Origin of the sequence: Sphingomonas sp. (assembly GCF_035998645.1) — a bacterium.
Taxonomy (GTDB): domain Bacteria; phylum Pseudomonadota; class Alphaproteobacteria; order Sphingomonadales; family Sphingomonadaceae; genus Sphingomonas.
In genome coordinates this window covers 610,535-625,887 of sequence record NZ_DASYHL010000002.1, presented here as the reverse complement: position 1 = coordinate 625,887, position 15,353 = coordinate 610,535, and the positions used below count along the sequence as shown (strand labels likewise).

13 protein-coding genes are annotated in these 15,353 nt (G+C 61.6%); 6 read left to right on the top strand and 7 right to left on the bottom strand.

What is annotated here, in order from left to right:
- Together VGN66_RS03295 and VGN66_RS03290 are read right to left on the bottom strand one after the other, a co-directional pair.
- Positions 1-672, bottom strand: coding sequence for a 2OG-Fe(II) oxygenase (locus VGN66_RS03295; protein WP_327517409.1), 672 nt, complete (start codon positions 670-672; stop codon positions 1-3).
- A 458-nt stretch (positions 673-1,130) separates the two neighbouring features.
- A complete protein-coding gene (locus VGN66_RS03290) occupies positions 1,131-1,733 on the bottom strand; it encodes a TetR/AcrR family transcriptional regulator (RefSeq protein ID WP_327517408.1) in 603 nt (200 codons plus the stop codon).
- 96 nt (positions 1,734-1,829) lie between these two features.
- Here VGN66_RS03290 and VGN66_RS03285 point away from each other — a divergent pair, with 96 nt between their 5' ends.
- Genes VGN66_RS03285 through VGN66_RS03275 form a run of 3 tightly spaced genes read left to right on the top strand, consistent with a single transcriptional unit; the run spans position 1,830 to position 6,038 of the window.
- Positions 1,830-3,320, top strand: a complete 1,491-nt coding sequence (locus VGN66_RS03285; RefSeq protein ID WP_327517407.1) for an efflux transporter outer membrane subunit — start codon at positions 1,830-1,832, stop codon at positions 3,318-3,320.
- A gap of 11 nt (positions 3,321-3,331) precedes the next feature.
- Complete coding sequence (locus VGN66_RS03280; RefSeq protein WP_327517406.1) at positions 3,332-4,474, top strand: HlyD family efflux transporter periplasmic adaptor subunit; 1,143 nt, start codon at positions 3,332-3,334, stop codon at positions 4,472-4,474.
- A 19-nt stretch (positions 4,475-4,493) separates the two neighbouring features.
- Complete coding sequence (locus VGN66_RS03275; RefSeq protein WP_327517405.1) at positions 4,494-6,038, top strand: DHA2 family efflux MFS transporter permease subunit; 1,545 nt, start codon at positions 4,494-4,496, stop codon at positions 6,036-6,038.
- A gap of 666 nt (positions 6,039-6,704) precedes the next feature.
- Here VGN66_RS03275 and VGN66_RS03270 read toward each other — a convergent pair.
- Complete coding sequence (locus VGN66_RS03270) at positions 6,705-7,922, bottom strand: MFS transporter (RefSeq protein ID WP_327517404.1); 1,218 nt, start codon at positions 7,920-7,922, stop codon at positions 6,705-6,707.
- 455 nt (positions 7,923-8,377) lie between these two features.
- On the opposite strand from VGN66_RS03270, the gene VGN66_RS03265 reads away from it, so the two are divergent.
- Together VGN66_RS03265 and VGN66_RS03260 are read left to right on the top strand one after the other, a co-directional pair.
- On the top strand, positions 8,378-9,364 hold the full coding sequence (locus VGN66_RS03265) for a sugar phosphate isomerase/epimerase family protein (protein ID WP_327517403.1): 987 nt from the start codon (positions 8,378-8,380) through the stop codon (positions 9,362-9,364).
- A complete protein-coding gene (locus tag VGN66_RS03260) occupies positions 9,364-9,753 on the top strand; it encodes a C-glycoside deglycosidase beta subunit domain-containing protein (RefSeq protein ID WP_327517402.1) in 390 nt (129 codons plus the stop codon). The genes VGN66_RS03265 and VGN66_RS03260 overlap by 1 nt, the downstream gene beginning before the upstream one ends.
- Positions 9,754-9,855: 102 nt before the next feature.
- On the opposite strand, the gene VGN66_RS03255 is transcribed toward VGN66_RS03260, so the two are convergent.
- Together VGN66_RS03255 and VGN66_RS03250 are read right to left on the bottom strand one after the other, a co-directional pair.
- Positions 9,856-11,256 carry a GH39 family glycosyl hydrolase gene (locus tag VGN66_RS03255; RefSeq protein ID WP_327517401.1) on the bottom strand — a complete coding sequence of 467 codons (1,401 nt, stop codon included), beginning with the start codon at positions 11,254-11,256 and terminating at the stop codon, positions 9,856-9,858.
- A 56-nt stretch (positions 11,257-11,312) separates the two neighbouring features.
- On the bottom strand, positions 11,313-12,476 hold the full coding sequence (locus VGN66_RS03250; protein ID WP_327517400.1) for an FAD-dependent monooxygenase: 1,164 nt from the start codon (positions 12,474-12,476) through the stop codon (positions 11,313-11,315).
- Between the two features lie 176 nt (positions 12,477-12,652).
- Between VGN66_RS03250 and VGN66_RS03245 the strand changes: the two genes are divergently transcribed.
- A complete protein-coding gene (locus tag VGN66_RS03245; RefSeq protein WP_327517398.1) occupies positions 12,653-13,324 on the top strand; it encodes a GntR family transcriptional regulator in 672 nt (223 codons plus the stop codon).
- Between the two features lie 82 nt (positions 13,325-13,406).
- Here the strand turns inward: VGN66_RS03245 and VGN66_RS03240 are convergent, their stop codons facing one another.
- Together VGN66_RS03240 and VGN66_RS03235 are read right to left on the bottom strand one after the other, a co-directional pair.
- Entirely contained in the window at positions 13,407-14,330 is a 924-nt protein-coding gene (locus VGN66_RS03240; RefSeq protein WP_327517397.1) for a sugar phosphate isomerase/epimerase, read from the bottom strand.
- A gap of 19 nt (positions 14,331-14,349) precedes the next feature.
- Complete coding sequence (locus VGN66_RS03235; RefSeq protein ID WP_327517396.1) at positions 14,350-15,306, bottom strand: sugar phosphate isomerase/epimerase; 957 nt, start codon at positions 15,304-15,306, stop codon at positions 14,350-14,352.
- Between the last annotated feature and the right edge of the window lie 47 nt (positions 15,307-15,353).

Here is a 15,353-nt window from a genome sequence, read left to right as displayed (position 1 = left end):
CTATCGCGCGCTGCGGTACCAGCAATTCAGTGCGAAACGACTGTCGGCAAAGGCTCCCGACGGGCACGACACTCGTCTGACTTCGTGCGGAACCCAGGACGGGAACAGGATGAACGTATCGCAGGTGGGTGCGATGTCGGTGAACGACCTGGTGCGATCCGCCGCCGGGGCAATCGCGTGCAGACGCAATTCGCCGCCATCGAACCCCTTGGGATTGCGGTGGAAATAATAGACACCGGTAAGCGCCCGATCCGATTGCGCGTCGGGTCGCGCCGTGAACGTATCGATATGCTCGCTGTAAAACGCCCCTTCATTATGCGCGACCAGTTCGAGCTCCAGGCTGTGCAGCGCAATATCGGACAGACGCAGTTCGCGCACGGTATCGTCCAGAACGGCCGCGAACCGGGTTTCGAGTTCGGAACGCAATTCGCCCAGATCGCGCAGCAACAGCGACGCGCGGATATCCGGACTGACGGTGCCGCCTCCACCGTTTCCGACCGATGTCGGAGCAAAGTCATCCGCGCGGGCGATCGCGAGATCGAGCAACTGCTCAACCATGACTGAACCCATGAAGTCCGCAATTTGGCGATGCGGGACCAGGTCCTCGAACGCATTCACGGTAACGGGCACGTATCGAATTCCGTTCACAGATTGGTCAATCGGGACCGACACGCTTTAGCTCAATGCCATCGGCTCGCAAGGATGCAGTAAGGTTCGTACGAAGCACTGGTGATGCTGAGGCTGGCAAAGGCTGGCATCGCACAACCCTATCACCGTCCGAGTCCGGCCCGCGCACCGTGCTGATCGAGAAATGGCACCTTCAACGGCGCGAGCAGCCGAAACAGATGTCCGCATTCATACAACTAGCGCCTGAAAGCGGATAGGCCGCAAGCGGCCCAGAAGCCGCCGATTGGCGATCCGGCGCCAGCGTTGGCTTTGCACCCATTTTAAGCCGTCCAACCATCGCGCTGAACGTGGTCGTTTATCCGTGCATGGCGTGGCCGTCGGCAAGATGTTCATCGGCAGCGAGGCACCCGCCCCGTCTGGCCCCGCCGCTTATGAGTTTACGGCCCAGCTCAAACTGGCCGGGTTTCAGGGGAACAGGTCACTCCTCCCTCATTCCGATTGTTTCAGCCGCGCGGGGTGCCGTAGGCGCGGATAAAAGCCTCCACCGTCGTGCCGATCACTTCCTCTTCGTCCATCTCGATTGGTGCGCCAAACAATTGTGGCTGAACGATGCCGGCTTCCATCATCTGCAAAAGATGGGCTGCGGCAATCCGCGGGTTGCATTGTCTGATTACGCCCTTCCCGATCAGCTCGGTCATATAGAGAGTTACCATGTCCAATCCGCGCCCCGGTCCGCGCGCATACAGATCACCTCCAAGCGAGCTGTTGCTGCCCTCCGACACTGCGACCCGCATGATCGCCAGTGCATCCGGCGAAGTTAGCAATCGCAGGTAGGCGCGCCCGAACCGCGTCAAAACGGCTGCCAGATCCGGGTTTTCCGGGTCGAGGCCACGGATCATCTCGTCGCCCTGCGCTTCCATCGCTTCGGTCATCGCTGCGGCGAAGAGCTCGTCCTTGGATTTGAAATAGCTGTAGAGCGTGGCCTTGGAGCCGCCAACGCGAGCCGAGATCATCGCCATCGAGGCTCGCTCGTACCCATCCTCGCGAAACACGTCCTTGGCCACTGCGAGGATGGCGTCCCGCTTCTCATCCGTCCTGACACGCATTGAGCTCTCCTTAACCAGACCAAGGTGTACATTTTTAAATTGACCGCGCAACCCTAAAACCATACTGAACGGTTCAGTTAAGTTCTGGAGTTGTTCATGCCCTTCTCCCCGCCCCAACCTCCGACAGAGCCATACCGTTCACATCCTTCCAAGCCCGGAGGCGCGTATCTTGCCCGGACAGTTGGCCTGACTGCAGCGGCAGTATCGCTGCTTCTCGCCGGCTGCGCGCTTCCCCCGCGCAAGGCTGATCTTGCGGCGATATCAACGCCCGGCAACTTCGCCGCGAGCCGGAGTCTGGGGTCCGCGACAACCGAAGCCTGGCCTTCGGACGGATGGTGGAAGACCTATGGGGACCCCCAGCTCGACCAACTGATCGCGGAAGGACTTTCGGGCGCGACGGATCTGCGCGTCGCGGAAGCGCGGTTTGCCAAAGCGGCTGCGATCGCTGGTCAGGCCCGCAGCACGCTTTCGCCTTCGCTTTCCGCCGTGGGCGAGGCGGGCCTGACCCAGCAGAGCGAGAACTACATCAGCCCGCCGGCATTTACGCCCCGTGGCTGGCCCGACTACGGCCAGGCTTCGCTGAGCCTTTCGTGGGATCTCGATTTTTGGGGCAAAAACCGGGCGGCGCTGGCGGCGGCCAAATCCGATGCCGCCGCGGCGGCGGCAGAAGCCGCCGCAACGCGCCTTGCAGTGTCCGCCAGCATCGCCAGTACCTATGCGGATCTGGCGAGCCAATATGCTGAGCGCGATGCCGCTGCAGAAGCCCTGCAGGTGCGGACCAAGACCCGCGATCTCATGGCTGAACGCCAGCGACAGGGTCTCGAAAATCAGGGAGCTGTGCAGCGCGCTGCCTCGGCGCTTGCGGGTCAGCAAGGTGAACTCGCCAGCCTCGACGAGAGTATCGCGCTTACCCGCAACCGCCTTGCAGCACTGCTTGGAGCCGGCCCCGACCGCGGCCTTTCGATCACCCGTCCAACGCTCAATCTTGATACGGCAGCGGCGGGCCTGCCGGCCAACATTCCTGCCGAGCTGATTGGTCGGCGGCCGGACTTGATTGCGGCGCGTGAGCGAGCCGAAGCAGGCCAAAGCCGAATCGATCAGGCCCGGGCTGCGTTTTATCCAAGCATCAATCTGACCGGGCTGATCGGCTTCCAGGCGCTCGACATCGGCAAGGTTTTTGCCTCGGGATCGGACATGGGCTCGATCGCTCCGGCCGTGAGCCTTCCGATCCTCGATGGCGGACGCCTGCGTGCCCAGTATCGCGGCGCCGAAGCCGATTATCAGGAGGCGGTCGCACAATATGACGCGACCCTGATCCAGGCCCTGCACGAGGTCGCCGACGCAGCGACGAGCCAGCGCGCACTGTCGCAACGCCTCGACCGGGCCGAAGCTGCCGAAAGCGCGGCCGCAGCGGCCTGGAGCGTGGCCAACAATCGCTATCGCGGCGGCCTCGGCACCTACCTCGACGTCCTCAATGCCGAGGACTCCCTGATCGCGGCGCGCCGCGCGGTTGCCACGCTGCAAACCCGCGCCTTCTCCCTCGATGTTGCAATGATCCGCGCGCTCGGCGGCGGCTTCCGATCCTGAAGGAAAAATCCATGACCACTCTTGAACCCCTCACCGAAGCGCAAGAAGCCGTGACCCACCAGAGCAATTCGGAGCGCCGCAAGAAACTGTTCATCGGTCTTGGCGCCGCCATCCTCGTGATTGGCGGTGGCGCCTATGCCTATCAGGAATTCGTCGCCTCGAACTATGTCGAGACCGACAATGCCTATGTTGGGGCCAACATCGCCCAGATAACACCGCTAGTCGGCGCCCCGGTAGCAAAAGTGCTTGTCGACGAAGCGCAGCGCGTCAAGGCAGGCGACATTCTTGTCCAGCTTGACGACACGGATGCCAAGCTGGCTGTGGCTCAGGCCGAGGCCCAGCTTGCGCTGACCGAACGCAAGGTGCGCGGGCTGATGGCAACCGACAGCGGTCTCACCGCCCAGATCGCATCGCGCAGGGCCGATCAGGCGCGCGCGGACGCGCAGCTGGCAAGCGCACAGGCCAATCTCGAAAAGGCCCGCGTCGATCTCCGGCGCCGCGAGGCGCTGGTCCAATCCGGATCGGTATCTGCTGAAGAAGTGACCAGCGCGCGTAACGCCTTCGCGGCGGCCAATGCCGATGTGAGAGCGGCGCAAGCTGCCCGTGCTCAGGCCCTTGCCAATCGCGAAAGTGCGATCGGAGATCGCGATGCGAACAAGGTGCTGATTTCCAATGCGGGAATCGACAACAATCCGGAAGTGCTGGCGGCGCGCGCAGAGCTCGACCAGGCCAGGGTCAATCTCGCACGAACCGTGCTGCGCGCACCGGTTGATGGCGTGGTCTCGCAGCGGAAGGTTCAGGTTGGCCAGCTCGTCCAGCCCGGTCAGGCGCTGATGTCGGTGGTGCCGCTCCAAGCCGCCTATGTCGATGCCAACTTCAAGGAAGTGCAACTGGCTGACGTCAGGTCTGGCCAGCGCGTCAAACTGACTTCCGACCTGTTCGGCAACGACGTGGTCTATGATGGCACGGTCGTCGGCTTCGCCGGCGGTACCGGATCGGCCTTCGCGCTCGTCCCGTCACAAAACGCGACCGGCAACTGGATCAAGGTGGTGCAACGCTTGCCGGTGCGCATCGCCCTCGATCCGAAGCAGCTGGCACAGCACCCGCTTCAGGTTGGTCTGTCGATGACAGCCGAAATCGAACTCACAAACTGATCGGCGAGGAAGCACCGCCATGGCCAGTGCCCCAGCTAGCAGCTCCGACGATTTCCGGCCTCTGACCGGCGCAAAGCTGATCATGGCGGCGATGGCGATCGCCGCGGCGAACTTCCTCGTCGTGCTGGATACGACGATCGCCAACGTCTCAATCCCCCATATCGCAGGTTCGCTCGGCGTGTCATCGTCCGAGGGAACCTGGGTGATCACGTCTTATGCAGTAGCAGAAGCGATCACCGTCCCGCTGACGGGCTGGCTTTCTGGCCGCTTCGGCGCGCAACGCGTGTTCATCACCTGTTACCTGGCGTTCGGTGCGCTGTCGCTGCTGTGTGGCCTGTCGGCCTCGCTTGGCATGCTGATCGGCATGCGCATCCTGCTGGGGCTGTTCGGAGGGCTTATCATGCCGCTCTCCCAATTGCTGCTGCTGCGCATTTTTCCGCGCGAAAAGGCGACGCTGGCAACCGTCATCTGGGCGATGACCACGCTCATTGCGCCAGTTGCCGGGCCGATCCTCGGCGGCGTCATCTGCGACACGTGGAGCTGGCACTGGATCTTCCTGATCAACGTTCCGCTCGCGATCGTCGGCGGACTGGCGACGATGTTCTTCCTGCGGGGCCGACGCGACACCGTGGAAAAGGTGCGGATCGACAAGGTCGGGCTTGGGCTTCTCATTGTGTGGGTCGCATCGCTGCAGATCGTGCTCGACGAAGGGCGAAATCACGACTGGTTCGCCTCTCCGATGGTGTTCTGGATGGCGGTGACTGCGGCAATCGGATTTGTGGCGTTCCTGATCTGGGAACTGACCGAGGAAAATCCGATCATCAATCTGCGCGTATTCCGGCACCGCGGTTTCGCGGTAGCGGCAGCGACTTACGCCGCCGGCTTTGCCGCATTCTCTGCCGTCATCGTTATCCTGCCGCTGTGGCTGCAGCAGAACATGGGCTACACCGCCACCTGGGCGGGGATGGCCACGGGAATCATGGGCATTCTTGCGATCGTCTCTGCGCCGCTGGTCGGCAAGGCGACTGAGAAGTTCGATCCCCGGCTCGTGATCTTTGTCGGCATTATGGGCTTGGGCGCGGCCAATCTTTGGCGCACCACTTTCACCGCAGAAGTCACATTCCTGCAAATGGCCTGGCCCACATTGTTGACTGGTCCGTTCATGGTGATGTTCTTTGTGCCGATCACCGGCCTTGCGATCTCCACGGTCGAGCCGCATGAGCAAGCGACAGCCTCCGGCATTTCAAACTTCATGCGCACCATGGCCGGGGCCTTCGCGACGTCGATCGTGCAAACGATCTGGTCAGACGCCACACGTAGCAACCAGTCCGAAATCGTTGGAGCAATGACGAACGGCAGCGATGCGATCGACACGTTCGTCGCTGCAGGTCAATCCGCACAGGGAGCAGCCGCCAGCCTGGCTCGGATCGTCGAAAGCCAAAGTGTGATGCTGGCGACGCTCGACGTGTTCTGGGTCGTGGCGGCCTGCTTCGGCTTTGCCGCCGCGCTGATCTGGCTGGCGCCCCGTCCGAAGGGACCGATCGACACCAGTGCCGGTCACTGACCGACATGGCTTCGCGGCGAGGCGGCGGTTGACCCGAATGGATGCCGCCCCGCCGTTCCGCGTTCCGATGCCTGAAGGCGGACTGGCACCTCTCGAAGCGAAGGCGATTGGCACTAGTCGGATGGCGCACATCGGCAGGCGACACTGGCTTCAACGAACCAAGCCCGATATCCCGCCGAATCTTGTTCACCTGAATGCGCAAGAGCCACCGCGCTGACTTTTGCCATCGATCTGGGGGAAAAGGCGTCGCCGTCGGAATATTTTCCGGGCTCGGTCAACGAGCGGATCTTGGGCGCAGTGCGTCTCCCCATCGCATCCTACTCCATTTTACCCCACATTTTCCCCGCACTTCGATCGGGAAACAGTCGGACAGAGCGGGACCCAGCGGAACAAGAAAACCGCCGATTTCCGGACATTTTTAGCGATTTTTCGGGGGAACGCGACCCAAAAAGGCCCAAAGTGGCGGAGCGGGAGGGATTCGAACCAGTCAGCTAACTCTTTGTATATATTTAAGTAGACACTCGTCTCTTGAAGGGCGTGCCCCCGCCGGTGCCCCAGAAAATTGGGGTTCGGTTTGCGTAAGCGCGCCTGCATTTGTTCGTTTTGCGCCCCTTTTATCCGTCGGGTGCAAAGAACGCGAAGACCCGCGCGTCGGCGGTACCGCAATTACTCCGACGCAAGTGCTTGGGTGGGCCTGCGCAAGGCTAGCGCGATCGCAACCCCCACCGCGCCCGCCACAATCCCAATGATTCCAGCGGTCAGGAACGCGCCCTGCATTGATCCCGTGGACTGATCGAGAACGTGGACGAGCCTGGGAGACTGTGACTGCGCAAGGAAGAATGCAGCGGTCCAGATGCCCATGGCCCGACCGCGATGCGCAAAGTCGAACTTCGAGTGAGTCCATGCCAGCAATGTCGGTACCGCCATGCCAGCCGCCGTCTGCTGGACGATGACGCCAGCTGCCATTGCACTAGGGGTTTCAGCCAGACCGATCGCCGCCAGCCCTGCCCCCAGCAGCGCGAAGAATACCCCAAGCTGGAGCGCATAGCTGCGGTTAGCGAGGACACGGAACAGGACCGCGCCGACCAGAAAGAACAGAGTCGGCACGACGATCAGCTGCGCATAGCGATCGGGCTCCGTCACACCGACCTCGGCGAATGCAAGGGCGCCGTTGATGATGAACACGTAATAAAGCATCGCAGCAAAGAATGTGACGAGTGACGTGAGAGCCGCACTCCGCCACGGAAAGGCCGTCTTCGCGACGGCCTGCTCGGCGGATGGTTCGTCAACCCCCACTTTCTTGGGTTCGAACAACCACACCATCATTGCCGCCCAGATGGGGATGGCGGCCAGGTAGATGAAAAAGACCGCGTTCCACTGCAGCTTGCTCGCCTCCCCAACGCTCAGCCCGACGAGCCCCCCAAACACGGGGCCGATCAGGCTTTGGAGGAACAGCCAGTTCTTGCGGCCCTTGTCGTCCCAATAGTCTGCAATCAGGGTGTTCACGACGGTGAGGATGACGGCCTCAGAGATGCCGAGCAGCAGGCGGGATACGTAAATCTGGTCAAGGCTTTCGAGGAGCAGAGGGACTGTGCCGAACACGGCGTAGAACCCGGTCGCCACCAGTAGCAATTGCCTGCGCCCGAATTTGTCGACCAGCAGCCCGCTGAAGGGAGCAAGGATGGCCATGGTCAATCCTGGCGCCCCGATCAGCGCCGGAACCTGCGCACGGGCGTCGGGGTCGTTCGCAAAATGCGCGATGAGCGTGGGCACTGCCGGGCCCATCGCGACAATGGCGAGCATCGGCAGGAAGCCGGCTAGGACGACGACGATGCCCTGCGGTTTTAATGGAAGTCCGCGCCAATACGCCGCCAAGTTCCACATCTCGGCCTCTCCCCAATATCGATCGGCGGGCTCTGTAATATATTAGTGCATTCAGTTCAATTCCGGATGTGAGGGTGCAGACCTTCGGATCCGATGTGACCGGAGTGCTGTGCGGCGTGTGAGCGCCGAAGGCGGCGATGGAGCGCGCACAACGATAATTTGACAAAATCAGAATGGTGATACTAGTTTCGGCTCATACGCGCGTTGCCGATGGTTTGCTTCGGCGGAAATGGCCGATTGTCGTGGCGCGCCGACCAGGAGAGGCAGACCGTTGCATCATGGACGATCGAACAGGCTCGCCGTTTCGGTGCGTGGTTGGACCGCTACGCAGCACGGCGACCGCACTTGCGCCGCGCGAATGCCGGCGACGTGACGGACGCCGACTGCAGCTTCGGCTCGCCAAGCCGACCTTGAGCAATAATATATCAGTGGAGTGAGATGAGATGGCTGCCAGAGTGAAACGGGGCGTCAGCCTGTACAGCTTCCAGGAAGAGATGTTCCTGGGACAGATGACGATCGAGGACTGCGTCGCGTTCGCCGCGTCGATCGGCGCGAAGGGGATCGAAATCCTCCCCGAACAGAACATGCCGAGCTTCCCGAACATCGACGACCGCCAGGTTGCCTGGTGGAAGGAACTGATGGCCAAGCATGGGACCGAACTCACCTGCTACGACATGTTCCTGGATACCAAGGCCCGCAAGGACCGGTTGATGACAGATGACGAGCAGGTCGCCTCTATTCGCCGCGACCTCGTGCTCTGCAACCGGCTCGGCATCCGCAACATGCGCGTACTGGTCTTCGTCCGTCCCGACATCCTCGAGCGGTGCGTGCCCTATGCAGAGGAGCTCGACGTGCACATGGGTGTGGAGGTGCATGCGCCCTGGCACATGGAACATGCCTGGATCCTGCGCACCGTCGAGGTTGCGGACCGGCTTGGCACCAAGCATCTCGGCCTGCTGCCCGACATGGGCATTTTCATGAAGCACTACCCGCCGGTCTATCGCGACCGGTTCATTCGCCAGGGCGCCCGCCCGGAGGTCGCGCAGTTCATCGTCGACCAGCACGAGCAGAAGATCATGGCCGAGTATACGATCTATGAGGTGGCCGTGAAGATGAAGGGCAATCCGGCTGAAGTACGTATGGCCGAAATCCTGCGTCATCAGCCGTTCGCCAATCCGAAGCGGATCCGCGACTACATCCCCTATTTCCGCCATATCCAGGCAAAGTTCTACGAGATGACGGAGGATGACCGCGACCCGACCCACGCCTATGACGAAGTGATCCCGGAGCTGATCGCCGGAGGGTGGGACGGCTACCTCTCGAGCGAATATGAGGGCAACCGCTGGATCCAGGATGTCCAGGCGGTCGACAGCCGCGAGCAGGTGCGGCGGCAGCACCGCATGTTCGAACGACTTATTGCACAAGCCGAGGGAGCCCGCTGATGTTCGACAAGTATCTGATCGTGGACGACAGTCTGCGCAATGTCGGCCCGACTGACGCGCCGAGCGGTTTCGCGTTCGAGGCGAAGCTCGGCTATTATCGCGGCCTTGGCCTGTCGATGGTGGAAGCGCTGGACGTGACCGTCGACGGTGAAGCGATCCCGCGCGAAGCGATCCGCTTCGATGAGGGCAATGGTCCGCTCAGCCTCTACGAAATGGAAACCGCGTTTGACCGGCGCTGGCCGTTCGGCGCGTCGGCAACGATCACCGTCGCGCGCAGTGGCGGGCTTACACCGGGAGAGCACAAGCTGGAACTCCTCCAGCGGCTGCGCGTCTCATACATGCCGTTCCCGTCGATCAATTCGGACGCGAAAACGCTGACCGTCGCGTGACATAGGGACGGGGCGGGCACCATGACCAGATCCGCGCCATGGTGCCCGCCCCTCTTCCAAACCCTCAAAAGCGGACGCTGCTTCGACGCGCCTTGCTTCGTCCTATGACGGGATGCGCGTGATCTCGATCAGCTCCACGCCGGGTGCCGGCAGGCTGCTCTCGATGGTGGCGCTGGCACCCTCGCCTTCGTACGATCCCAGCATGTCGCCCTTATGCTGTGCGTCTGCGCGATACCGGACCACCTTGTAGCGGCCCTGGCCCCAGGGGAGATCGCTGACCTCCAGCGTATAACCGGTATATCCCGCGCTCCCGGCGTCAACGCGCCTGGGCGGAACGTTCAACGACATGTTCACGCGTTCGGTGCCGATTGGCACCTGGAATTCGAACACGTCGCGATCACGGGCGATGAGGTAGGAGTCCGGGATGGCGTAGTTCGCGATCAAGATGCGAACCGTGTCGCCGTCCGCGGTCTGACCCGCCAGCGCCGTAAATCCGTTCTCGTCTCCACCCGCAACGGCGAGACGATCCGTCTTGGCCAAGGTTTGCCCGACGAGGCGAAACGCGCTGGTCCGCGCATTCTCACCGCCATCGGGTTCGAAGATCCCAGCGGGATCCCTAAACTTATAGTGGAAATCAGCCCCGGTATCGGCGCGAAAGAAGATCGCTTGATCAACCGCGGAGTCCTGCATGTAGACGGCGGCCGCCGCGATGAAAGCGGCATTGTCGGCGTCTTCGAACTTCGCCGTCGGGATGCCCGTCATGCTCCAGTAGGAGAGCATCAGCTTGGCATCGCTGAACCCGTGCTTGTCGGCGACCGCACGCACCTCTGCCGCAATCGTGCGGAAATCGAGCGGATCACGCGAGTTGTCGCCATACCACATCCAGGACAGGAAATCCAAAGGCAGCGACTGTTGTTTGATGAAGTCCAGTAAGCCTTCGCGAAACGGACCTTCGTTCAACGGAAATGCGATGCACGGGCCGCCGAACTGAAGGCCGGGGTCGACACGCTTCACCGCGCGCGCAGCGGCCGCATACATTTGATAAAATTGCTCGGGCGTGCCGGAGAAGTGCAGGTTCCCGAAATCGGGCTGATCCCCGAATTCCCAACGCGTGATGGCGTTTTCGAACCCATTGCCCCACCCGCATACATAATGGCGCACGATATTCTCGACGACTTGCTCGTATTTCGCGAGGTCACGGACCGGCTGCTTGTTCCCCGGAATCTCGCTGGCAATGGTGAACATGATATCCGCGCCGAGCGAACGCACCTGCCCGACCCATGCATCGGTGTCGGCGAAATTATAGCTCGCCGGGTCGCTGGGGTCGGCCGACCAGTCGGGGAACAGGCTCGTGGGGTTGTCGACCGTGTCGAGCCGCGACACCCAGTCGTACGACCGGACCAGCGTCACATGCGCGGCTTTCCAGACATCCAGAATGTCGGGCACGCTGTCTGCGCCTGCTGCCGGTGCGGGGATGCCCGTCGTGCCGTGAAGCTTGCGCATGGGGCCCAACGAAGCGCCCGCATTGACGGCCAGCTTCGCAATACGATCTCTAGTCATCAGTAGTCGCTTTCCAGAATGCGGTGGACATAATCGAGCGCGGCCGGCTCCTCATTCACGAGGTGCGCGAGACGGCGGTCGAGAGCCTCGGGGGTCGCGGAGTCGAATTCCTCGTGCATCATCTGCAGCGAGATATCCCACACGGTTTTCACGCGCGGGTACCGCCGGGCCATGAACTTGGTCTGCACGTCGTAGAGCGTGTCACCGCTCTGCAGGAGTTGCGCAAAGACCACGCCGTCCTCGATCGCCATCGCGGCACCCGATCCCAGATAGGGCGTCATGGCATGCGCGGCGTCGCCCATGATCATCACCCGCCCCCGATGCCACGGATATGGAACCATGACGGTATCAAGCGGCGTGTAGGCGACGTTGGCGGCGGTGCGCAGCGATTCGATCTCGTCCGCCATGAACACGGAATCGCCCATCATCTCCCGCGCTTTTTGATACATGAGTTCGGGGAAAGCGGCGGGATCGTGGCGCGGACGACCTGACTCGTGATGCGTGACGATCACGTACATCATGCCACCAGCGAGCGGCACGAACCCAACCTTACCGCCGAAACCGTGGCAGAAAACGGCCCCCTTCAGCGTGTCCGGGGCGCGTACGGGAGCTCGCCAGGCCACGCCACCGCTGGGCGTGGGCACGTACTTCTCGCCGAACAAATAGCGCCGAATGCTCGAATTGATGCCGTCAAAGCCGAGCACGAGATCATATCGGTGCAGCGATCCGTCGCTCAGCTCCACCGTGACGCCGTCGGCATCCTGCTCGATGTCGACCGCCGTCGTCGCCATCCTGATCGTGCATCCGACCCCCAGTGCATGAGCACTGGCCATCTCCAGAAAGCCCAGGCGCGGCAATTGGACGTTGTTCGGTATGCCGTCGAACTGGCGGCCATATGGAATATCGACGACATGGCGACCATTCCGGTCGTAATAGGACAGCGGCGGCGTCGGAAAACCTAGGGCCAGCGTGGGTTCGAGCAGCCCGATCTCACGCAGAGCCCGCAGCCCATTGGTCCGCAGACCCCATCCGACGCCGGGCACCGAATTGTCCGGCTTGATATCGATGATGTCGACCTCGACACCGATCCGGGCAAGCGCCACCCCTGTGCAAAGGCCGCCGATACCCGCGCCAACAATCAGAATCTTTTTCGACCTTGGCATTTCGCCCCCTCCCAAATCTTCGAGGCGTGCAAACAAGGACTGTCAGCAACACCGAACCTCTCGTGATATATCACGGTTGCACGCAGACGCTGTTCCGGTCAAGCGTCGCGATCTTGTCAGTGCGCTCTGGCGGAGGCATGGGTTGCGACGGCACGGCGCCGATTTGGAGCAGCTTGATGACAGAGCGCAGTACGCAAAAACAGTCGCTCTCGGACCAGGCATATGCCCTTCTTCGGCAACGGATCGTGTCGTTGAAAATGCCACCCCGAATGCGCTTCACCGAGCGGGAGATATCAGAGGAGACTGGTTTCGGAGCGATGCCCGTGCGTGAGGCATTGGATCGCCTGAACCACGATGGTCTCGTCGAAACGATCCCCCGCCGCGGCTACCGCGTGGCAGGGCTTACACTGAAGTCGGTGGATGACTTTTTCACAGTCTGGAGCGCTGTGTCGCCGTTGATCATCCAACTGGCCCAGGAACGGATGACTCCGGAGCAAGCGACTGCTTTAGCTGCCATCCAGCAAGAGCATAGGCGGGCAGTCGGGAAAGCCAAACTCAACCCGGAAGACTGGATACGGCTCTCCCGGCACCGCTTTGATCTGCTTGCAGAGGCCACTCGCAATCCTCCGCTCCAAGCGATCTACCGTAACCTGTCGGCAGAGATGGACCGGATATTTCACTCGATCAGCCGCCACAAGGAGGATGTCCGCTCGATCTTTGACCTGGCCTCGCGGTTCGACAGTGTGATCCCGTCGGTCGAGGACGCGAGTGAGTTCATCCGGATCAGCCGCGAGAAAATCGCGGAGATCATCATCGAGAAGGGCTTCGACTACCCGCAGGCTGGCTGATCGCCTCGGCACTACTATGCCGACCAACGCACGCCCCCGCTCCCGCCACCGACCCCTGTTCTCGCGGCGCGGCGACCACTCCTCAATCGTATATCGGGCGCAATTCCTTATCGAGGTGGTAGCGGGTCAGCGCCATGGAGGCGAGGAGATCGGGCGAGCCGTCATACTCGATCGACATCCAGCCCTTGAACGCGTGCTGCTTGAGCAGCCGGTACAGTCCCTTGAGATCGAGTTCACCCAGCCCCGGCTCCCAGAACCAGCGCGTGCCATCGTCGGCAATCTCGGGATCGCGCGCGTATCGGACACTGTCGGGTTGGCGCGCGGAGCCGGTATCCTTCAGGTGGAACGTGCTGATCCGGTCATGATAGTCATTATAGAAGGTCAGAAGGTCTTCGCCCATGATCGAAATCTGGGCCGTGTCGATGCAATAATGCACCAGCTTTGGGTCGGTCGATTCGATCAGCTCGCGGTGATTCTCGATATTGATCGCGCAGAAAAACTCATTGTGCAGGCCGATCTTGACGCCGTGATCGGTGGCATAGCGACCGATCTCGTTCATCACGTTCGCACATTGCTGAACCTCGTCGCGGCTCAATGGGCCGGTGCCGCAATAATTCTGCGTCGGACAGGTGTTCATGTACGTGCCGCCGAACTTGACGATCGTGTCCACCGCCTCGCGGCCCGCGCGCACGACTTCGTCGAAATGTCCCGCGTCGTGTGAGGCATGGGCGCCATGGAACATGCCGATCACCTCGACCCCGCGCTCCTTCGCAAAGGCTGTAAAGTTTTCGGGCGAGCCGAACAGCGGCAGGATATCCGCCAGATCCCAGGGCGCGATCTCGATCCCGTCGAAACCCAGCGCCGACTGGTATTTCAGGATCGTGTCCCAATCGGAATAATAGGCGGTATTGGTCTTATCCTCATAATAAAATTCGCGAAAATTGTCGATCTGCCGATATGGAATGCTCTTCCAGTGGCACATGTTGGCGTAGCGGATATTGGGCATGGCGAAGGCTCCGTCCGGCTTAGTTCTGTAGTTTGTTAAGAAGCGCGCGGGTGCGCAGCAGCGCGCGGAAGGGATCGCGCGTCTGGCGGGCGCTGCACACGACCGGGCCGGCATAGCCAAGACGATCGAGCAGCTGAACGACGCCGCCCAGATCGACATTGCCGGTGCCCGGGTCGCGGAACACCTGCGTCGCGCGATGTTCCGGGAATTCCGGGTTCGCGCTTTTCCACACATCGCCCGGATCGACGAACTGGGTGTCGGTCAGGTGCACACAGCCGATGCGGCTCTGCTGTGCTTCGATGAACGCCGCCGGATCGACACCGGCGATCGTCAGGCTCGCCACATCGACATCGAGCTTCACGCCTTCGGGCAGCGCGTCGAGCAATGGCAGGACCTGTTCGCCGCGAAACAGGCTCCAATATTCATTGCGCAGCACCAGCGCGACGCCCGCCGCGTCAGCCTTTTCCGCAAGGCCGCCCAGCAACTGGAGGGTCCGCTCGGTAAAGGTCGCGCGCTTCGCCTCGAGATCGGGGTGATAGTGCGCGACGCGCCCGTAATAGGGCGACGGGCTGATCGCGAAATAGTCCGCCCCCAGATCGGCGGCGTGGGCAAGCGCCTCGCCCGCGAAATGCCCGCTCGCGCCAAAATAGAAGTCGAGATTGTCGTTCCGCATGAACAAATTGGGATCGAACGTCACGCCCGTCACCTGTTCGATGCCGCTGTTGGCCAGCACTGCCCGATAGTTGGCGGCCGACTCATATTTCGTGTTGATGCAATAGCGGTTCATCGGAACGCCGCTGCGCCCGCCGAACTGCCATACCGGCTCATAGGGGATCTCGATCGCGCCAAACCCGCTCGCGCGGATCAGTGGATAGAGTTCTTCCCAGAAATACCGGCTCTCGAACCGATTGCGGTTCGGCTCCTGATAGTGGCGGTTGATCAGGTCCAGGCTGATCGCAATCCGATCGAGGTTCATCGCGTCATCCATCTCAATGATGCGCCGTCGGCGACGGCGGTTGGAAG

Excerpts from the sequence above, each read along its gene's own strand:
- VGN66_RS03270 (WP_327517404.1), bottom strand. The coding sequence starts at position 7,922 with ATGTGGAACTTGGCGGCGTATTGGCGCGGACTTCCATTAAAACCGCAG.
- VGN66_RS03285 (WP_327517407.1), top strand. The coding sequence starts at position 1,830 with ATGCCCTTCTCCCCGCCCCAACCTCCGACAGAGCCATACCGTTCACAT.
- VGN66_RS03290 (WP_327517408.1), bottom strand. The coding sequence starts at position 1,733 with ATGCGTGTCAGGACGGATGAGAAGCGGGACGCCATCCTCGCAGTGGCC.
- VGN66_RS03240 (WP_327517397.1), bottom strand. The coding sequence starts at position 14,330 with ATGCCCAATATCCGCTACGCCAACATGTGCCACTGGAAGAGCATTCCA.
- VGN66_RS03275 (WP_327517405.1), top strand. The coding sequence starts at position 4,494 with ATGGCCAGTGCCCCAGCTAGCAGCTCCGACGATTTCCGGCCTCTGACC.
- VGN66_RS03280 (WP_327517406.1), top strand. The coding sequence starts at position 3,332 with ATGACCACTCTTGAACCCCTCACCGAAGCGCAAGAAGCCGTGACCCAC.
- VGN66_RS03235 (WP_327517396.1), bottom strand. The coding sequence starts at position 15,306 with ATGAACCTCGATCGGATTGCGATCAGCCTGGACCTGATCAACCGCCAC.
- VGN66_RS03260 (WP_327517402.1), top strand. The coding sequence starts at position 9,364 with ATGTTCGACAAGTATCTGATCGTGGACGACAGTCTGCGCAATGTCGGC.
- VGN66_RS03245 (WP_327517398.1), top strand. The coding sequence starts at position 12,653 with ATGACAGAGCGCAGTACGCAAAAACAGTCGCTCTCGGACCAGGCATAT.
- VGN66_RS03250 (WP_327517400.1), bottom strand. The coding sequence starts at position 12,476 with ATGCCAAGGTCGAAAAAGATTCTGATTGTTGGCGCGGGTATCGGCGGC.
- VGN66_RS03255 (WP_327517401.1), bottom strand. The coding sequence starts at position 11,256 with ATGCGCAAGCTTCACGGCACGACGGGCATCCCCGCACCGGCAGCAGGC.